The sequence below is a fragment of the Pontibacillus yanchengensis Y32 genome, from assembly GCF_000770635.1.
GTDB classification, from domain to species: domain Bacteria; phylum Bacillota; class Bacilli; order Bacillales; family BH030062; genus Pontibacillus; species Pontibacillus yanchengensis.
Genome location: NZ_AVBF01000013.1, coordinates 24411 through 39563, shown reverse-complemented (window position 1 = coordinate 39563; position 15153 = coordinate 24411). Strand labels below are relative to the sequence as shown.

The 15153-nt window shown below is 34.9% G+C and carries 22 protein-coding genes and 1 pseudogene; 18 read left to right on the top strand and 5 right to left on the bottom strand.

Features of this window, described 5'->3' with window-relative positions; genetic code table 11:
- Window positions 1-33: 33 nt before the first annotated feature.
- Window positions 34-813 (top strand): sirohydrochlorin chelatase, encoded by a 780-nt coding sequence (locus N782_RS06635; protein ID WP_036817680.1) that lies wholly within the window; start codon window positions 34-36, stop codon window positions 811-813.
- A 132-nt stretch (window positions 814-945) separates the two neighbouring features.
- Here N782_RS06635 and N782_RS06630 read toward each other — a convergent pair whose 3' ends face one another.
- A complete protein-coding gene (locus tag N782_RS06630) occupies window positions 946-1260 on the bottom strand; it encodes a hypothetical protein (protein WP_036817679.1) in 315 nt (104 codons plus the stop codon).
- 143 nt (window positions 1261-1403) lie between these two features.
- Between N782_RS06630 and N782_RS06625 the strand changes: the two genes are divergently transcribed.
- The 6 genes and pseudogenes from N782_RS06625 (at window position 1404) to N782_RS06605 (ending at window position 4710) form a co-directional block, all read left to right on the top strand.
- On the top strand, window positions 1404-1631 hold the full coding sequence (locus tag N782_RS06625; protein WP_036817677.1) for a hypothetical protein: 228 nt from the start codon (window positions 1404-1406) through the stop codon (window positions 1629-1631).
- A 101-nt stretch (window positions 1632-1732) separates the two neighbouring features.
- Window positions 1733-2127, top strand: a pseudogene (locus N782_RS20970) (ATP-binding protein); the annotation flags it as partial.
- A gap of 15 nt (window positions 2128-2142) precedes the next feature.
- Window positions 2143-2289 (top strand): hypothetical protein, encoded by a 147-nt coding sequence (locus N782_RS21775; protein ID WP_202595672.1) that lies wholly within the window; start codon window positions 2143-2145, stop codon window positions 2287-2289.
- A 690-nt stretch (window positions 2290-2979) separates the two neighbouring features.
- On the top strand, window positions 2980-3321 hold the full coding sequence (locus N782_RS06615) for a hypothetical protein (protein WP_036817673.1): 342 nt from the start codon (window positions 2980-2982) through the stop codon (window positions 3319-3321).
- A gap of 197 nt (window positions 3322-3518) precedes the next feature.
- Window positions 3519-3896, top strand: a complete 378-nt coding sequence (locus N782_RS06610; protein WP_161783078.1) for a hypothetical protein — start codon at window positions 3519-3521, stop codon at window positions 3894-3896.
- Between the two features lie 343 nt (window positions 3897-4239).
- Window positions 4240-4710, top strand: coding sequence for a DUF4367 domain-containing protein (locus tag N782_RS06605; protein WP_036817670.1), 471 nt, complete (start codon window positions 4240-4242; stop codon window positions 4708-4710).
- Between the two features lie 793 nt (window positions 4711-5503).
- Here N782_RS06605 and N782_RS06600 read toward each other — a convergent pair.
- On the bottom strand, window positions 5504-5914 hold the full coding sequence (locus N782_RS06600) for a hypothetical protein (RefSeq protein WP_036817668.1): 411 nt from the start codon (window positions 5912-5914) through the stop codon (window positions 5504-5506).
- Window positions 5915-6132: 218 nt separating this feature from the next.
- On the opposite strand from N782_RS06600, the gene N782_RS06595 reads away from it, so the two are divergent.
- Both N782_RS06595 and N782_RS06590 read left to right on the top strand, forming a co-directional pair.
- Entirely contained in the window at window positions 6133-6636 is a 504-nt protein-coding gene (locus N782_RS06595; protein WP_036817665.1) for an immunoglobulin-like domain-containing protein, read from the top strand.
- A gap of 431 nt (window positions 6637-7067) precedes the next feature.
- The gene (locus tag N782_RS06590; RefSeq protein WP_036817663.1) at window positions 7068-7415 is read left to right on the top strand and encodes a VOC family protein; all 348 of its coding nucleotides are present in this window, start codon (window positions 7068-7070) and stop codon (window positions 7413-7415) included.
- Window positions 7416-7632: 217 nt separating this feature from the next.
- On the opposite strand, the gene N782_RS06585 is transcribed toward N782_RS06590, so the two are convergent.
- Window positions 7633-8091, bottom strand: a complete 459-nt coding sequence (locus N782_RS06585) for a hypothetical protein (protein WP_036817660.1) — start codon at window positions 8089-8091, stop codon at window positions 7633-7635.
- A gap of 247 nt (window positions 8092-8338) precedes the next feature.
- The gene (locus N782_RS06580; protein ID WP_036817658.1) at window positions 8339-9163 is read right to left on the bottom strand and encodes a helix-turn-helix domain-containing protein; all 825 of its coding nucleotides are present in this window, start codon (window positions 9161-9163) and stop codon (window positions 8339-8341) included.
- A 112-nt stretch (window positions 9164-9275) separates the two neighbouring features.
- On the opposite strand from N782_RS06580, the gene N782_RS06575 reads away from it, so the two are divergent.
- The 6 genes from N782_RS06575 (at window position 9276) to N782_RS06550 (ending at window position 13342) form a co-directional block, all read left to right on the top strand.
- On the top strand, window positions 9276-10481 hold the full coding sequence (locus tag N782_RS06575; protein WP_036817656.1) for an MFS transporter: 1206 nt from the start codon (window positions 9276-9278) through the stop codon (window positions 10479-10481).
- Between the two features lie 27 nt (window positions 10482-10508).
- Window positions 10509-11084 carry a histidine phosphatase family protein gene (locus N782_RS06570; protein ID WP_036817653.1) on the top strand — a complete coding sequence of 192 codons (576 nt, stop codon included), beginning with the start codon at window positions 10509-10511 and terminating at the stop codon, window positions 11082-11084.
- 47 nt (window positions 11085-11131) lie between these two features.
- Window positions 11132-11692 (top strand): GNAT family N-acetyltransferase, encoded by a 561-nt coding sequence (locus N782_RS06565; RefSeq protein WP_036817776.1) that lies wholly within the window; start codon window positions 11132-11134, stop codon window positions 11690-11692.
- Between the two features lie 54 nt (window positions 11693-11746).
- Window positions 11747-12205, top strand: coding sequence for an NUDIX hydrolase (locus tag N782_RS06560; protein ID WP_036817651.1), 459 nt, complete (start codon window positions 11747-11749; stop codon window positions 12203-12205).
- 27 nt (window positions 12206-12232) lie between these two features.
- Window positions 12233-12922: an alpha/beta fold hydrolase gene (locus tag N782_RS06555; protein WP_036817649.1), complete on the top strand. Its 690-nt coding sequence runs from the start codon at window positions 12233-12235 to the stop codon at window positions 12920-12922.
- Window positions 12923-12988: 66 nt separating this feature from the next.
- Complete coding sequence (locus N782_RS06550) at window positions 12989-13342, top strand: DUF6176 family protein (RefSeq protein ID WP_036817647.1); 354 nt, start codon at window positions 12989-12991, stop codon at window positions 13340-13342.
- A gap of 32 nt (window positions 13343-13374) precedes the next feature.
- Here N782_RS06550 and N782_RS06545 read toward each other — a convergent pair whose 3' ends face one another.
- Complete coding sequence (locus tag N782_RS06545) at window positions 13375-13530, bottom strand: hypothetical protein (protein ID WP_237582595.1); 156 nt, start codon at window positions 13528-13530, stop codon at window positions 13375-13377.
- Between the two features lie 14 nt (window positions 13531-13544).
- Between N782_RS06545 and N782_RS06540 the strand changes: the two genes are divergently transcribed.
- The 3 genes from N782_RS06540 to N782_RS06530 all read left to right on the top strand — a co-directional run bounded on the left by N782_RS06540 (window position 13545) and on the right by N782_RS06530 (window position 15135).
- Window positions 13545-13751, top strand: coding sequence for a hypothetical protein (locus N782_RS06540; protein ID WP_036817644.1), 207 nt, complete (start codon window positions 13545-13547; stop codon window positions 13749-13751).
- Window positions 13752-13866: 115 nt separating this feature from the next.
- Window positions 13867-14472, top strand: coding sequence for a M15 family metallopeptidase (locus N782_RS06535; protein WP_036817641.1), 606 nt, complete (start codon window positions 13867-13869; stop codon window positions 14470-14472).
- 216 nt (window positions 14473-14688) lie between these two features.
- Window positions 14689-15135 (top strand): DUF4385 domain-containing protein, encoded by a 447-nt coding sequence (locus tag N782_RS06530; protein WP_036817639.1) that lies wholly within the window; start codon window positions 14689-14691, stop codon window positions 15133-15135.
- Window positions 15136-15153: the final 18 nt, after the last annotated feature.

Below are 15153 nucleotides of genomic sequence, written 5' to 3'. Positions count from 1 at the left end.
TAATAAAGGTGAGTTGGAAAGGAGGATCATGGTATGAAAGCAATCCTTTATATCGGACACGGTAGTCGTACTGAAAATGGAAATCTTCAATTCAAACATTTCATCCATAGAACCATGCAGTTTGTAGAAGCACCTATTCAAGAAATTGCCTTTTTAGAAGCCACTTGCCCTTCTATTGATGAAGGGATTGAACGTTGTGTAGAACAAGGGGCAACTCAGATTATATCTATGCCAGTGTTATTGTCATCAGGCATTCACGCAACAGAGGATATTCCAGAACTATTAGTACTAGCACAAAGACGATACCCTGACGTTTCATTTACGTATGGAAACGTGTTAGGTATTGATGAAATCCTAATAGATATTTTTATCCGTAACTTAGAAGAGAAAGGATTTGCTGGCAACTGTACTGAAGGCGTGTTGTTAACAACACATGGCAGCCGTTCTGAAAAGGTGGTAGAGGAAATGGAAGCGTTGGTAAATACATTACAGGAGAGGACAGGAACTGCTGTGCTCCACACTTGTTTCTTGAAATACGGGGAGCCCTCATATGAAGATGCACTTCTCGCCATGCTACAACAACCTTTTCAAATGGTCTATGTATTGCCCCATTTCTTGTTCACAGGAAAATTAGTAAATGATATAAGTGATGTGGTCACATATTACCAAAAAACCATTGAATCACCAAATCTCGTCATGTGTAATGCGGTTGGATTTGAAGAAGGCGTGGTCAAGTTGTTAGCAAAACGGGTGGAGGAAGCAAAGTGTAGCGATGATGACATTTCTTTATCCGGAGATGCGGAATCTGCATAATCAAAACGTAGGAATAATAACAAAAAGAAAAGTCACCAAAATAGGTACCAACTGTCTTCTCGCTACAAAAGGAATTAATACTGTAATCGCCTTTTTGCAGAAGAACTTCACTCCTTTGCAAAAAGGGTAGAGTTAATCAGAAAGTAGAAATTGCTGTTCATATGGAAAGGCATTGACATGGACGGATGAACGTAAACAATTAAATGGGAAGAAGAGGATCTTCATAAGTGGAGATTCTTTTTTTATTGCAACTTGGACTGCTTTACATACGGTAACACTTTCAAAATAATCAACATTATAAGAAAACCTCGTATAGAATCCCCTTTTCACATAAGCCAATATTTCCTTGAAACAAAGACATTCTGCGGCATGAGAAGTGTTTCCAAATCCAACTGTCATCAGAGCAAGAGCAACCACAAAGGCGGGCAACAATAATACTTTCTTCACAATAAATTCCTTCTTCATAAATTTGGTACAGTAAAGGTGTGCCATTTCCATATTATAATAAAACTAATTTTTCAAAATATAGGAAAATTTGGTTTTTTGTTATTATAAGAAGGGGATTTTTATTTTAAAAGGAGGTTATTATTATGAACGACGAACTTAAGCAGGAGTTAAACCGCCTTAGTTCAGATATTAGTAATTCATTATCTGACGTAGGGGCACACATTGACATGTTAAAAAAGGGGCTAGGCGCATACTTTGATGAATTTGAAGCTATTCATACTCAACTAATTATTCAGAATGTATTGCTTGGTATTATTGCATTTACATTAATAACGGGTGTTTTTGTACTTAATAAAAACCAAAAGAAATAAGAATGATTACGGCCAATGAAATATACCACGCTTGCCATGTAATTTACCACCAAGTGACAAATAATTTACCAGAGAGTGACAAAACCTTTACCACTTCCACATCATTCCTAGCTATTGCTTTTGGGATATCTGCTTGCCGTTAATTTTACAAATTGAAATATATTCGCTTACCCCAATTACTAGACGAACTATCACTAGCTAAATTAGTACAGACGGAAGCTATCGAAAATGTATTAAAAAATATATCAAAGTAGATTTACTCATTATTGATGAATGGTTACTTACCGACTTATCAACTAAGGAAGCAGCTATATTACTAGGAATTACAGAGGCACGGCACAAAGTAGCACCCACTATTTTTTGTTAGCAAATTGATCCAAGCGGTTGGCATCTAAAGTTAAGCAACGAAACGATAGCAGAGGCCATACTAGACCGCATCATCCATAACTCCTATCAAATTATGGGAATGTTTCAATTCGTGAGTAATAAGGATTGAGAGGAGGTGCCTGATATGGTGATCATGACAAATAATGAACTACAGAATATAGAACAAAATTACTATTATTTGATTGAGTATAAGAAATGGCAGCCTTACCCGAAGGAGTTAAAATCTAAACTCTTAACCGTTTATGGAAAAGAGCCTCATCCTCTTACCTAGACAAAACAAGATATCTACTAGGTTTCGAGAAAAATAATCTTTAATTACCTTAAATCTGTATAACTACTAAAAAAGAGTTTCCTACATCCTGCAGTCCTCCAAATTATTCTGTAAGGATTCTTTATTAATGGTACATACATTGGCATTGTGTGGTAAATTCCTTGGCGTAGAGTGGTAATTTACATGGCAAGGGTGGTAAAATCCAGTGGCCGTAATCAATAAGAAAAACCAGGAATGATTAAAATCACTCCTGGTCCTTTTGGTTGCTTTTGAGGTAGAGGTTTTAGGAAGAAAACTAAATGAAATTGTATATGGTTCACATGATATAAGAACAATAATTTAATGCTCTTTTTAAACTATTGGCTAAGTTAGTGGAAAATCACATAATTTATCTCGAACTCGAGTCTTCCTGATAAGGGCGCGAATCCACAATAAACAGTAATTTAACGGTCTTTTTACATACAAAAAACATACTTTCATTTAATTTTGAACTTAAATGACTAAATACAACCTTACGTGGGGGCGGAAGGAGGGATTATTGCAGAAGGATCACTACTGAGTAATCTAAGTGGATTAAAAAAATATTGTCTCATTAAACTTCTGTACTGTTCATGATGCTTCTCAACTAATTATTGTTGTGCTACGCTTACGTTAGGATTTTTTCCAAAAGTTAGGTGAGGAGTTTTAATATTGAAAAGGCCTTTTGGAGTAATCGTTATATCGATTTTGTATGTTGTTTCATTTTTAGCACTTCTTTTATTCTCGCTACCCTATACTCAAACGGGTACTGGCGGATGGATTTTAATTACTGTGATATTAGTGTACGTGATAATTATGATCTCGGAATATCTTAATCTGAAAAAACGAGGATTCTGGATGATGATTGCTTTTCAATCAATGTATATTCTTTTAGGACTCATTGTCCCTTTATATAGAGATTATGAACAACCTATATGGATTTTCGTATTATCTACCCTTATTTTAATTTATACAATTATGAGAAAACGATACTTTCTTCAAAAAGAGACTTAGAATCTCATTTATATATTGAATACGAGTTAAAATAGCACAATATGGATTATCTTAATATCAAGGCTCTGGCATAAAGAAACCATTTATGAAGTAATGTACATAGTCATATATAAATATTATGAGAACCTAAAATAGATATGAAATGGAGGTTCTTTTCTTTGAAGGTTAAATCTTACTTATTAATATTGATAGTGTTCATGATAATAGCTTCAATATTATTTAGTGTGTACTCTCATTATAATAATAAAGCTGAGCAAGAAATTGTGAATAGCTTGAAAATTCATATTGATTCTTTGGATGAATTACAAAGTCGAATTGAAAAGATAAATGATAATAAATTAAATAAAGAAGAAATATCATTAGCTAGCACCTTATTAACTAAACAGTCCTATATGATTGGTGCTCAATTAGCTAATTACGATAAGGAGAAGCATCAGTTCTACCATAATCTTTACGATAAATACATTAGAAAATTTAAACCAGCTTACTCAAATGGAGATATTGGAAAAAGTAAAGGGATAATTGAGGAATATAAAAAAGGTGTAGAAAATTTCTTAAAAGATATAGAAAATTGATTATTCTTAATCAGCTGCAAAAAAGTTTAACTTGCAAATTATCTTGAATTCAAGTGTTACAGTTTTGGGCGCAAACCTGGAATAAGGTTGTGCCCTTCTATTTTTATTAATCGTATAATTAGAGGTTAACAATTGGATATTTATGTTAAAATTTTAATTAGATGAAGAAGTGTACTTAAGCGAACGGGCAGGTTAACAGAATAACTGAATATCGAAACCTTTTGCATATGCCTATCGTCAAACCTTCAGAAGAAATTTTTAATGAAACCACAGAGGTAGTAATGTTTAATCGGACAATCAGAAAAACATTAAGTGGATTATAAAATGGAAAGGAGAGGGATAATTGAACAAAAAGAAAGTCATTATATTTATACTTTTATTAGGGGCGATAATAGTAATATTGGTTGGCTGGGCAGTTTCAAGAGGAAAGATGTATGATTTTAACTATTCAGAAATAGTGGAAAAAATGGAAAGTACGCCATTTAATGCTAGTTTTCCCACTAAAGTGCCTTTTGAGGAAATGTTTCTTTACGATTTTGGTTCTAATAATCAGGAAGTTGAATTCACCCTTTTCAATGTGGATAAAGAGTTCCTAAGAATTAAAATCACTAAAGATGAGATTGAGTACCCAGAAGGAATAAAGAAAGAGAATATCAAAATAGGAAGTGATTTAAAAGGTAAGTATATCCCAGGTAGTAGAGTCATCTTATGGGAAGACGAAGATCTCTTATATGAAATTGCCTTTTTTTATAAACTCACTCCAAGTGAGGTTAGTAAAGAGCAGTTAATCAAAATGGCGGAATCGTTTAAGTAAAATACTACTTATACATTTAGCTATATTTGGCTGAATGCTTTATATCTCTATTCACAGTCTTCTAAGAAGAAAGAGATTAACTGGATATTTGTGCTAAAACCTTAAATAGATAGTGAATAAATGTAATTATGCTTATGGAGCAGTAGAGCTTATTGCGCTTCACACGCTTCTCCTATGTTGGTTTTACCATATCTTGTTGTTTACCTTGGATTCTATCTCATAAACGGCAATCCGAAAGTATGGTTTTTTTTTTTGTGGTATCTTCATCATTGCCTATATTTTTGCTTTAATTATCTTAAATATGTATGTAAAAAGTGGAGGAAATGTTTATAGTGTTTTATACTTATGTTTACTAGGTTTGCCTGGGATTTATATTAGTGGCAAAGGCATAAAGAAAGAACATTCCTTACGAAAAGTTATTCCCTTAATAAACGCGGGATTAAGTGTACTTTGCACTGGAGGGATTTTTCTCATTCCTTATATCTTTTCGTTTGATCCATTTGTATAAAAAATGAGGCTGTTTTTACTAGAAAGAGACAGGGCAAGGATAATTTCATTCACTTTCCTCGAATTGGTGATTGTTCGATATACATTTTTGTTAAATACAAAAAGGAGAACGGGGAGTATTTGTTGATCTAATTAGTAAATATCTTGAATTCAATTCTTCCTGTTAAGGGCGCGAAGTTGGAAAAAGTAGAAAAAGACCTTAGAAAAGTTTTAAACAAAACTTTTCTAAGGTCTTTTTACTAAACAAGAACCAACAAATGCAAAATATAGTAAGATAAATTATTTTTTATTTCATAACTCTCGTGCTATCTAACATAACATAACCTAAAATAATCCCTGAAATAATATGGATGGATGGGAATGCTTTTGTCATTGCAAAAGTGAAAAGTGGCAAGGTAGGGATGATGTTAGTTAATACTAATAGAGTGCCTACAGAAAAATATAAACTAGGAGCACCAATGACGATCAATTTTGGCCAATCCATCCCCCATCTTGTAACATGACGATGATCCCACATACCTGGAACTTTTAATAATAATCCAATGACAATTGGAAAAAGAGTTGAAAACATATAATGAGGTATCGGGTTATATTCGACCTGAGCTAGTTGTTTTAACTCAAAATACCATTTTGAGCCGAAATACAAAACTGAAATAAATAAGAGTGTCCAAAGGAGGTAGTATATAAATCGGTTCATAAGGAGTCTCCTTTCAAGCAAAATTTATGAATTGCTATTATGCTTACGATTATAAGGATGTAAATGTTCCTGATATTAGTTAAGAAATGTAAATTTGAATCTTTACATGGGCTATTATAATTAACGTACTCTTAGAATACGGTGACAATAACCAAACGGAACCTTTCCGTAGTGGATATAAAGTTAATTCATTTATTAATGTTTTTAGGAGGTGTCTTATGAATCTTTCTCGATTTTTAATTGTGTTATCGCTAATTCACATTTTCATATTCATAGCTGCTTGCCATGGAGATAATAGTATTCAATCATTGGAGAGAGAATCTAATGAAGGTGATTTACCAACTGAATACGTAAATAAAGAAACTAAGATTGTTATGAAAACAGAAAAAAGTATTTATTCTATGGCAGCAAATGAGATCAAAATCACAGTTGAAAATCAAGGTTCAAATCCATTATCATTTGGCACCTTTTATCGCGTAGAGAAATTTAAAGAAGGTACTTGGTATGAAGTACCTTTTGAGAAAAAAACTGAGTTTAATGATATTCAACTTTCTATAAAAGCTAATGAATCTTACAACCAAGAAGTTCTAACAAAACTTCTTAATTATCATTTGACACAAGGATTATATCGAATTGTAAAAGAATTTGAATCAGAGAATGAGGATTTCAAAATAGCGGCAGAATTTACAATAGATAAAACTCCAGAAAGTAATCAAGGATAAATTATGCTTTAACAAACTAGGATGTATTATTGAGGATTATCTCGAATTCAAGTCCAACAATACGTTCGGGGCGTGAACCAGCAACAAAGTTATGCTCTTTTTTGAATGGTAAGTACAATTACAGGTTATTTAGAGAGGATATTGATTTATGAGTACCAGAGGTAAAATCACATGTTCACTTCTAGTAATGATTGGTTTAATCTATACTTATATGGCATTTCAAAGTAATGAAAATAAATTAAGTTACTCATTTGTGGCTATTTATGGACTTATTTATGCTTTTTTAGTTACAAAGAAAAATAGTATATAGATACGTATTTAGAATGGTTCGAAGATGATAAGCAGGAATACAACTAGTTTTGATTGAATGTAATTGTACAATATAAACTTATTTCAATTGCTTAACTATACTAGATTAAGAGGTGAATAGTGTGATAAAAGGTTTTGGAGGGATTTTCTTAAGAACAAGCGAAATGGATACGGTAAAAAAGTGGTATAAGGATGTATTAAAAATTGATATAGAGGATTGGAACGGAACGGTTATTTCACCTGCAAAGGGAAATGAAACAGTTTTTGCCTTCTTTGCAGATGAAAGTAATTATTTTCCCAAAGACCAACAAGTAATGATGAACTTTCAAGTGGAAAATATGGAAGAGTGTTTGAACCATTTAAACGAATTAGGAGTACCTTTAGTTAAGGAAAAAGAAACCAATGAATATGGTACGTTTATTTCTATAGAAGATCCAGAAGGTAGATGGATAGAGATTTGGGAGAAGTAGAAGGTATGTAGGGTTTCAGCTGAATAAACTTTAAAGTTATATAAGGTAGAAAAGGACCACCAACTTTGGAGATCCTTTTTTACTTTAGGCATACATTGTTCGATAGAGTCGAATAAGTAGCGGGTGTTAAAATTTCATTAGTTAAATACTTTTCCTTTAGTGAGTTTTCAATAAAAAGAGGTAAATTATTGAAAAAGACGTGCTAAAGCTACATCTGTTAAAGATTCCTCATGTCCTGAGTGGATAAAGCATTCAGAATCATGCTTTTTAATTGTGGTGTTTTATTCTTTAGATCTTCAATAGAGTAAGTCCCGGTGTAGTATTGCACTACCATTCCATCTATTATGGCGACAAGGGTAGTAGTCCCAAGACCTGTATGAAGCATAGGATAGTTATGCTCATGGTCGAGTTGAGCTAAATTTTTTTGCAAGTGATCTGCCATTTCTTTAAAAGCTCCACTAAATGTAACAGGATGTACATCTCCTTGTGAATAACGTCGCATAACTGCTTTAATTAAGTCCATGTTTTGATGGTTGTAATCCCATGAATCATAGAGGAATTGCTCAATAAAGTCTTCCACTGTAGTGCTCTCATTTTGAACCAATACTTGAATATAATCATCCTCTAATTTCTTTAAAATATCATCCATATTGTCATGAGAAATACGGTGCTCCATTGTATGAATCCCTCCTAAATGAAGAGTTGCACTTATGCTTTCCCACACCTAAGCTGATTAAATCTAAGTAAATAGAAGCAACTAACTCTTGAAATTTATTCTTATAAAGATATTTGTTAAAGAGGGTATTTGTTAAATGTTATCAAGTAAATACGAATTAAAAAAGGGGGGGTATAAAATTGCAGACTCCCTTTTGTCTATTTTGAAGAGATATATGAAGACAAGATATACTCTCTCTATCTAAATTTTATTTAAAACGGTGATTCTTTACATACTGGCTAGGTGTTTGTTGATAAACGTTTTTAAAAGCACGATTAAATGTGCTGAGAGAACGGTATCCTACTTCAAATGCTGCTTGAGTGATGTCGTATTTGGATTGAAGTAGTAAAGATACAGCTGTTTTTAAACGGATTTGATGCAGGTAGTTCACTGGGGTTACACCCATATGCTTCGTAAATGTGCGATGAAGATGATACTTACTCATGTTCATGTGCATGGCCATCACTTCTAATGAAAGTTGATTATAGTATTGGTCATGTATAAATTCTATTAACCTATGAACGATATGAGGTTCGTTCGTGTAATGTAGTTGATCATTACGATGCCATCCTTGTGAATGCGAACCCATAGAGTGATCTAATATGGCTGAAGTGAACTCTTCTTCTAAGTTCATTGCTTCTTCAACCCCATGGAAAGAAGCGGATTGGATAAGTGATTTTGCTTTGTGAACAAGGTTAGTTGACACATGTTGTATAGGGGAGAAGTCAATGGAGTGAAGCTTATCTCCTGTTCGATCTTCATAAACTTTTTGAACGATATCTTCATTAAAACTAATTAGCATAATCCTTTTCTGATTTTGATAAGCCTCATGCTGGTGTATATCTCCAGGAGGTACTAGTAAAGATTGGTTGTTCTCTAATTTTAGTTCTTTATGATTATGATAGGTTAGCAAGTTTCCAGACATAGGAACACTCAGTTGAAAATAATCATGGGTATGAGTCTCATCTGCTTCTCCTATTTGGAGGTCGAAAAGTAATACGCCAGTGTGTTCAAGATCTAATTTCATTTCCATGCTTCATACCTCCTTAGCAAGATTTGCTCAATAATAAGCAAGATGTAACGAGTTATAGTATCCATTCTTATGTAAACTGTTCTTACTCGAAATAAGAACAGGAGGATTCTTGATGATTAGTTACTTTAAAAACTTCCATCGTATTGTTTGGATACAAGCCGTGGGTCATGCTGTTACCTCATTTGTATCTATTATATTACTACCTTTTTTAACGTTGTATTTGTATGGGCAATTTGAGGAGAATATAGTAATAGCTACACTGATTATTGGTATTCAGCCTTTAACCGAAATTTTATTTACCTTTCTATTAGGTGGTTGGATCGATCGTATTGGGAGAAGACCTATTATCCTCGTATCGCTGGTATTTCAAATCATCGCTATCGGTGGCTTTGCATTTGCCGAGCATATATGGTTATTTGCGTTATTTGCTTTCTTAAATGGAATCGGGCGGTTTGTGTACATTCCAGCAGCAAGAGCCCAAATCGCTGACATTATCCCAGTAACAAAGCAAGCAGAAACCTTCGCTATAGTAAATACAGCTTCGAGTATAGGGGCATTGGGTGGACCTATAGTCGGAGCGGTGTTGTTCGAATATAATCAGGAGTTGCTTTTTCTTATGATGGCAGGTTTGATACTAGTGTATTTACTAATTGCCATCGCCTTTTTACCGGAATCCAATCCAGCTACGATGGAAAAATCCCACCATATTAAATTCAAGTTAAAGAATCACAAATTGCTTTTTTGGTTCGCTGTTGGTATGTTGCCACTTAGTTTTTTTCATGCGCAAATGGAAACCAATTGGCCAGTGTACTTACAAGAGAATCTCGTTAACTATCTAGTTGTGTTTTCCTTACTTGAGACAATCGGAACTATTATCTTTATCGTATTTGAAGTCTATCTTATTAACCGTACATCTAGTTTCTCAGCATCATTTATGGTTCAAGTTGGTTATGGACTGTATGCATTTTCGGCTATCGGGTTTGGAGTCTTTCAACATATAATAGGCTTTATTGTATCACAAGTACTCTTTTGTTTGGGGTCAATTGTGGTGCTTAATCATATGCAACGAGTGGTAAGCGAGATTGCACCTGTACACCATAAAGGAAGATATTTTGCATTATTTGGTCTGCACTGGGATATCTCAAGATCTATAGGACCTTTAATAGGAAGCGGATTACTGTCGGTACTAGGAGGTGGAAATCTATTTATTGTCGTATCCTTGCTAATTGTATTGGGTTTTTTTAGCCAAACAAAAGCATTTACATCTAAAGGTGGACAGCCATCTATTTTACTTGAAAAATCTTCTAAGTCTACGTAACATGAATTCAAATAAAGGTGGTATTAGATGGAGTTTATTTTTATTCGACATGGTAAAGGTGAGCATACAGAGAATCTACCTAATAGTTTACAAAGGGTCGATCCTTCTCTGACTGTGGAGGGAATCAATCAAGTTAATCTTCTGCGTCAACATCTTCCTATCACAGCGGATGATGTTGTTGTTGCTAGCCCGACTACACGAACATTACAAACCTCATCCATACTATGTGAAAATGTAGCCTGTAAAAAAATTGTCCATCCCTTAGTTGCTCCTAGAATGTTTCCACAAAAATCTGAGTGGAGTACACTTCCATGTGATAGGGTGAAATCTCCTGAGGAAATTAAAAAGGAGTTTCCAGACTTTGAGTTCGTAACAGATGAATTAACAGATCTTTGGAAGAATGGTATAAATACGTTACCTGAAAAGGAATTTAGAGAACTAGCCGAGAATTTCATAGAATGGTGCAAACAACATCCGCAACAAAGAATACATGTGGTATCACATGATGGGACAATTACCTCCTATCGGCATCTACTAACCAACCAAACCTTAACACGAAATGATTTTTTACAGGATGGTGGTTGGATTCGTGTTACTGGATGAGGAGAATTAATTTCATCTTAGCAAATGAAAGAAGAGAGGTTATGGAGATGAACCCTATATTAAAAGACATCCCTACGGAACTGGAAACAGATCGGTTAAAGTTACGCATGCCCAATCCTGGTGATGGGCAAGTTGTAAACGAGGCAATTCGAGCATCACTGCAAGAGTTGCAACCATGGATGGGATTTGCAAATCCCGCACCCACCGTTGAGGATACAGAGGTAAATACCAGAGAGGCACATATAAAATTCTTAAAGCGTGAGCATTTGCGATATTTAGTATTTCTAAAAGAGACTGGAGAATTCGTAGCTTCTACAGGTTTTCATCATATAGACTGGAACGTTCCTAAGCTAGAAATAGGTTACTGGATACATAGCAAAATGAGTGGGAATGGCTACATAACTGAAGCTGTTGGAAAGCTAACTGAATTTGCTCTTAATGACCTTGGTTGTAGAAGGGTTGCCATTCTATGTGACTATGAAAATATGAAGAGTCGAGCGGTTCCTGAAAGGTTAGGGTACACACTTGAAGGGGTGTTACGAAATGATGATCTCTCCGTAGATGGCACAACGCTATCGGATACTTGTGTGTATGCGAAAGTGAAGTAACAAACAATGGAGTGAAAAGGTAGGTAACTATCTTTTCTTAGGGGAGGGACCTTAGTGAACGATATAAAGGAATTACGAAAGTTAGTAGGCACTAGACCATTACAGCTCGGTGCTGCTGGGGTTATGGTACTAAATGAGAAGAAAGAAATTTTATTAATGAAGCGTAAAGAAGATAAGCACTGGTGCATTCCTGGTGGGATTGTCGAGATGGGAAAGCGTGTTGAAGAAGCGGCCATTAGGGAAGTGTATGAAGAAACGAAACTTCACATTCATAATATGGAATTATTTAATGTTTATTCAGGTGAGCAACAACATCATATCTACCCAAATGGAGATGAGGTTTACTTTGTGAATGTCGTATTTACATCCTCTTCTTACACGGGAGTCCCATTAGCTGATGATGTGGAAAGTGAACAAGTTGGTTTTTTTAATATAAACGAACTTCCTGAGCCCATTTTGCCAACAAATCAGGCATTTCTTAAGGATGTACGTCTTACTATTTCTAGAAAATAGTACACTATCAACGTTGGAGGAAGAGAAATGACTGAAAAAATATATATGCTTCATGGATTTATGGGGACTGGGGAACTGCATTTTTCTGATCAAATAGAATACTTCAACCAAACCTATCATGTAGAAGCTATAGATTTACCTGGCCACGGAACCAATGATCACCATCATCTTGATAATAAGGAGTATTTCGAGTATGTAGTCGAATGGTTCACTGAGTATATCAACACTCATGGTTCCGGATATATATTAGGTTTATCTTTAGGTGCATCGATTGCTATCCATACTGCTTTACGACAACCATTTTTAGTGAACGGGATTATATTAACAGGATATTCTCCTTACATAACCGAGTCTCTTGAAGAGGTCATGAATAAACAGTATGAATACTTTATGAACATCAAAGAACATGACAGGGAAATCGCATCTTATTTTGAGGAAATACATGGAGATCAATGGTTTACTACATTAGAACGGGTTTTACATACGATGACCTACAACTATCCATCTGTTTCAGAGGAGAAGATAAAATCTTTATCAGTGCCAACCTTATTAATAAATGGGAGTAACGAGCAGCATGAAATTTCTGCAACTTCCTACATGCATAAGTGCAATCCAGACATGGAGGTAGGACTATTACCTGGTGCTGGTCACACTGCAAATATGGATAAGCCTTGGCTATATAATCAAATAGTGAAGGAGTTTATGGAGAATATCTAGCAGTAAAGTCATGATGGCTAGCAAAGCTTATTAAAGGTGAAAATTTAGAGTGAAGGTGGAAGTGCTATGAAGGTTGAACTTACTAGATTTAAGGTCAAAGAAGGGAAATCACATAAAGTGGATGAATGGATGAAACTTTTGCATGATCGCATGGGGGAGGTCCTTCTTACACTAGGGGATGAGAAAATGCATGTAGAAACTATTTTTCGTGAGTGTTTGAACGGAGAGGAGTTTTTGTACTGGTATTCTGTCCAAGGTGAAGGTGGATCAGATGTAGAAGACTCTGAGCATGATATAGATCGTTTACATATAGAATATTGGGAAGAGTGTATAGATTCTAGCTACAAACATAAGGATTTGAAAACAGAAGTAGTCATGATTCAGGAGAATATAAAAAACGTTATTTTAGAAGGTTCGTAGATCATCTATTCCAAAACAATAAGGCCAATTCTTTATTCTTTTTTTCTCTTATATCCTTCTTGAATAATTTGCATCCCAACTATAAATACTGCAGTAACTGACATCCAAGTGGGAGCTTCGTTAATTCCGTATTTTTCTATTCCTGCAAAAAAACCTATAAAGCCAGTGACTACAGCAATAATGCCCAAGGATATTAACCACAATGGTTTCAATTATATTCACCTCTCGAACTAGATTTAAGTGGAATTATAAAATAATTTGTAAAAAAAATCAAAATTTAAATACAGTCGTACCTATTTATACAAAAGAAGCCGTGATAACGCCGCTTTCTAATCAAGAACAACAGACAAAACTAAATGAGATGGTGTTGTTTTCAGATCAAGTGGTTGGTATAGGGATGAAGGAATAGAAGAAATAGTCTAGTTAACTGAGTGTGCTGCATACCATTCAAATTAATTTCTATGTAACTAGTCATATGATACTCTATGATTAACAAGAATCTTAATTTGAAAGGGTCTACACCTTTGAGAATACTATCAAATCTATTAGCATTTCTCTTATTTATTGTAGGAGTTGTTGTCATTTTCTTGGTCTTGGTACCTGAATTAGAGAAAAACTCTTCTTCTACAGTCACTTTTATAGAGGATGAAGAAGAGGTGAAAGAAGATGTCCCTCTCCCTACAAAGCTTCATCCTAAAGTAGAGAGTGCAAAAGAAAAATTAAAACAATTAGCCCAAGAGAAGGGTATCGATATCGTCATCACAGACGGAATACGATCTAAGAAAGAACAAAACGAACTATACGCCCAAGGACGTTCTGACAAAGGAGACATCGTCACTCATGCACGTGGGGGAGAATCCTATCACAACTATGGCCTTGCAATAGACTACGCGTTGAAACTGGATAATGGCGAAGTGGTCTGGGACATTGAACGAGACGGGAATGGAAATGGAAAAGCTGATTGGATGGAAGTAGCTCATATAGCGAAAGATTTAGGGTTTGAATGGGGTGGAGATTGGCCTTCTTTTAAGGACTATCCCCATTTGCAAATGGATTTTGGACTTTCTATCCGTGAGCTTAGAAGAGGAGAAAGGCCAAGTGAAGACACCTATCCAGATGAAAGCTCATAAGAAATTGGTTGCAAACGCAGCAGATTTCTAAGTGGAAATTCCCTAAATATACAGGGCTCATCCTAATCGGGTGAGCCCATATTTTTGTAGGGCTATATAGTGTCAGGTTGTAATAATAGTTCTTTGCTCCATTTCCACCAGAACTGTTCATAGCGAATCAATTAGTTTATCTTTCTTTTAAGCAAGGGAAGAATTAGATGATAAGGAGGATATGCTATGAGCTTTGATTATGATGTAGATTTTGACAATACTGATTTTAGGCAACATCCTGAAAATTATAGAGTTGGACGTGGCGAACAGGGAGTACTGTTAGTAGAGCCATATAAAAGTGAATTGTTACCTTTCTGGAGATTTAAGACCCCAGACATAGCCAGAGAATCGGCTGAGCAGATTTATCAAATGTTTGAAGACTACAAAGCGAATGATGACTTCGTTGGGATGGATATGGCGAGAAAGTTTATACAAATGGGTTATACAAGATCGCGTAGATATGCAAATTATAAAGGCGGTAAAAAGTATGATGAGAATGGGAATATTCATGAACGACAAATAGACGAACAAAAAGCGGAATCTGCACGTATTTTTGAAGAAAAGTGGAAGCAGATTCGAGCAGATGAGGAGTACCTAAGGAAGAAAAAAGCGCATCAAAAGACATATGGGTAGTTCAATATGACGAATGAG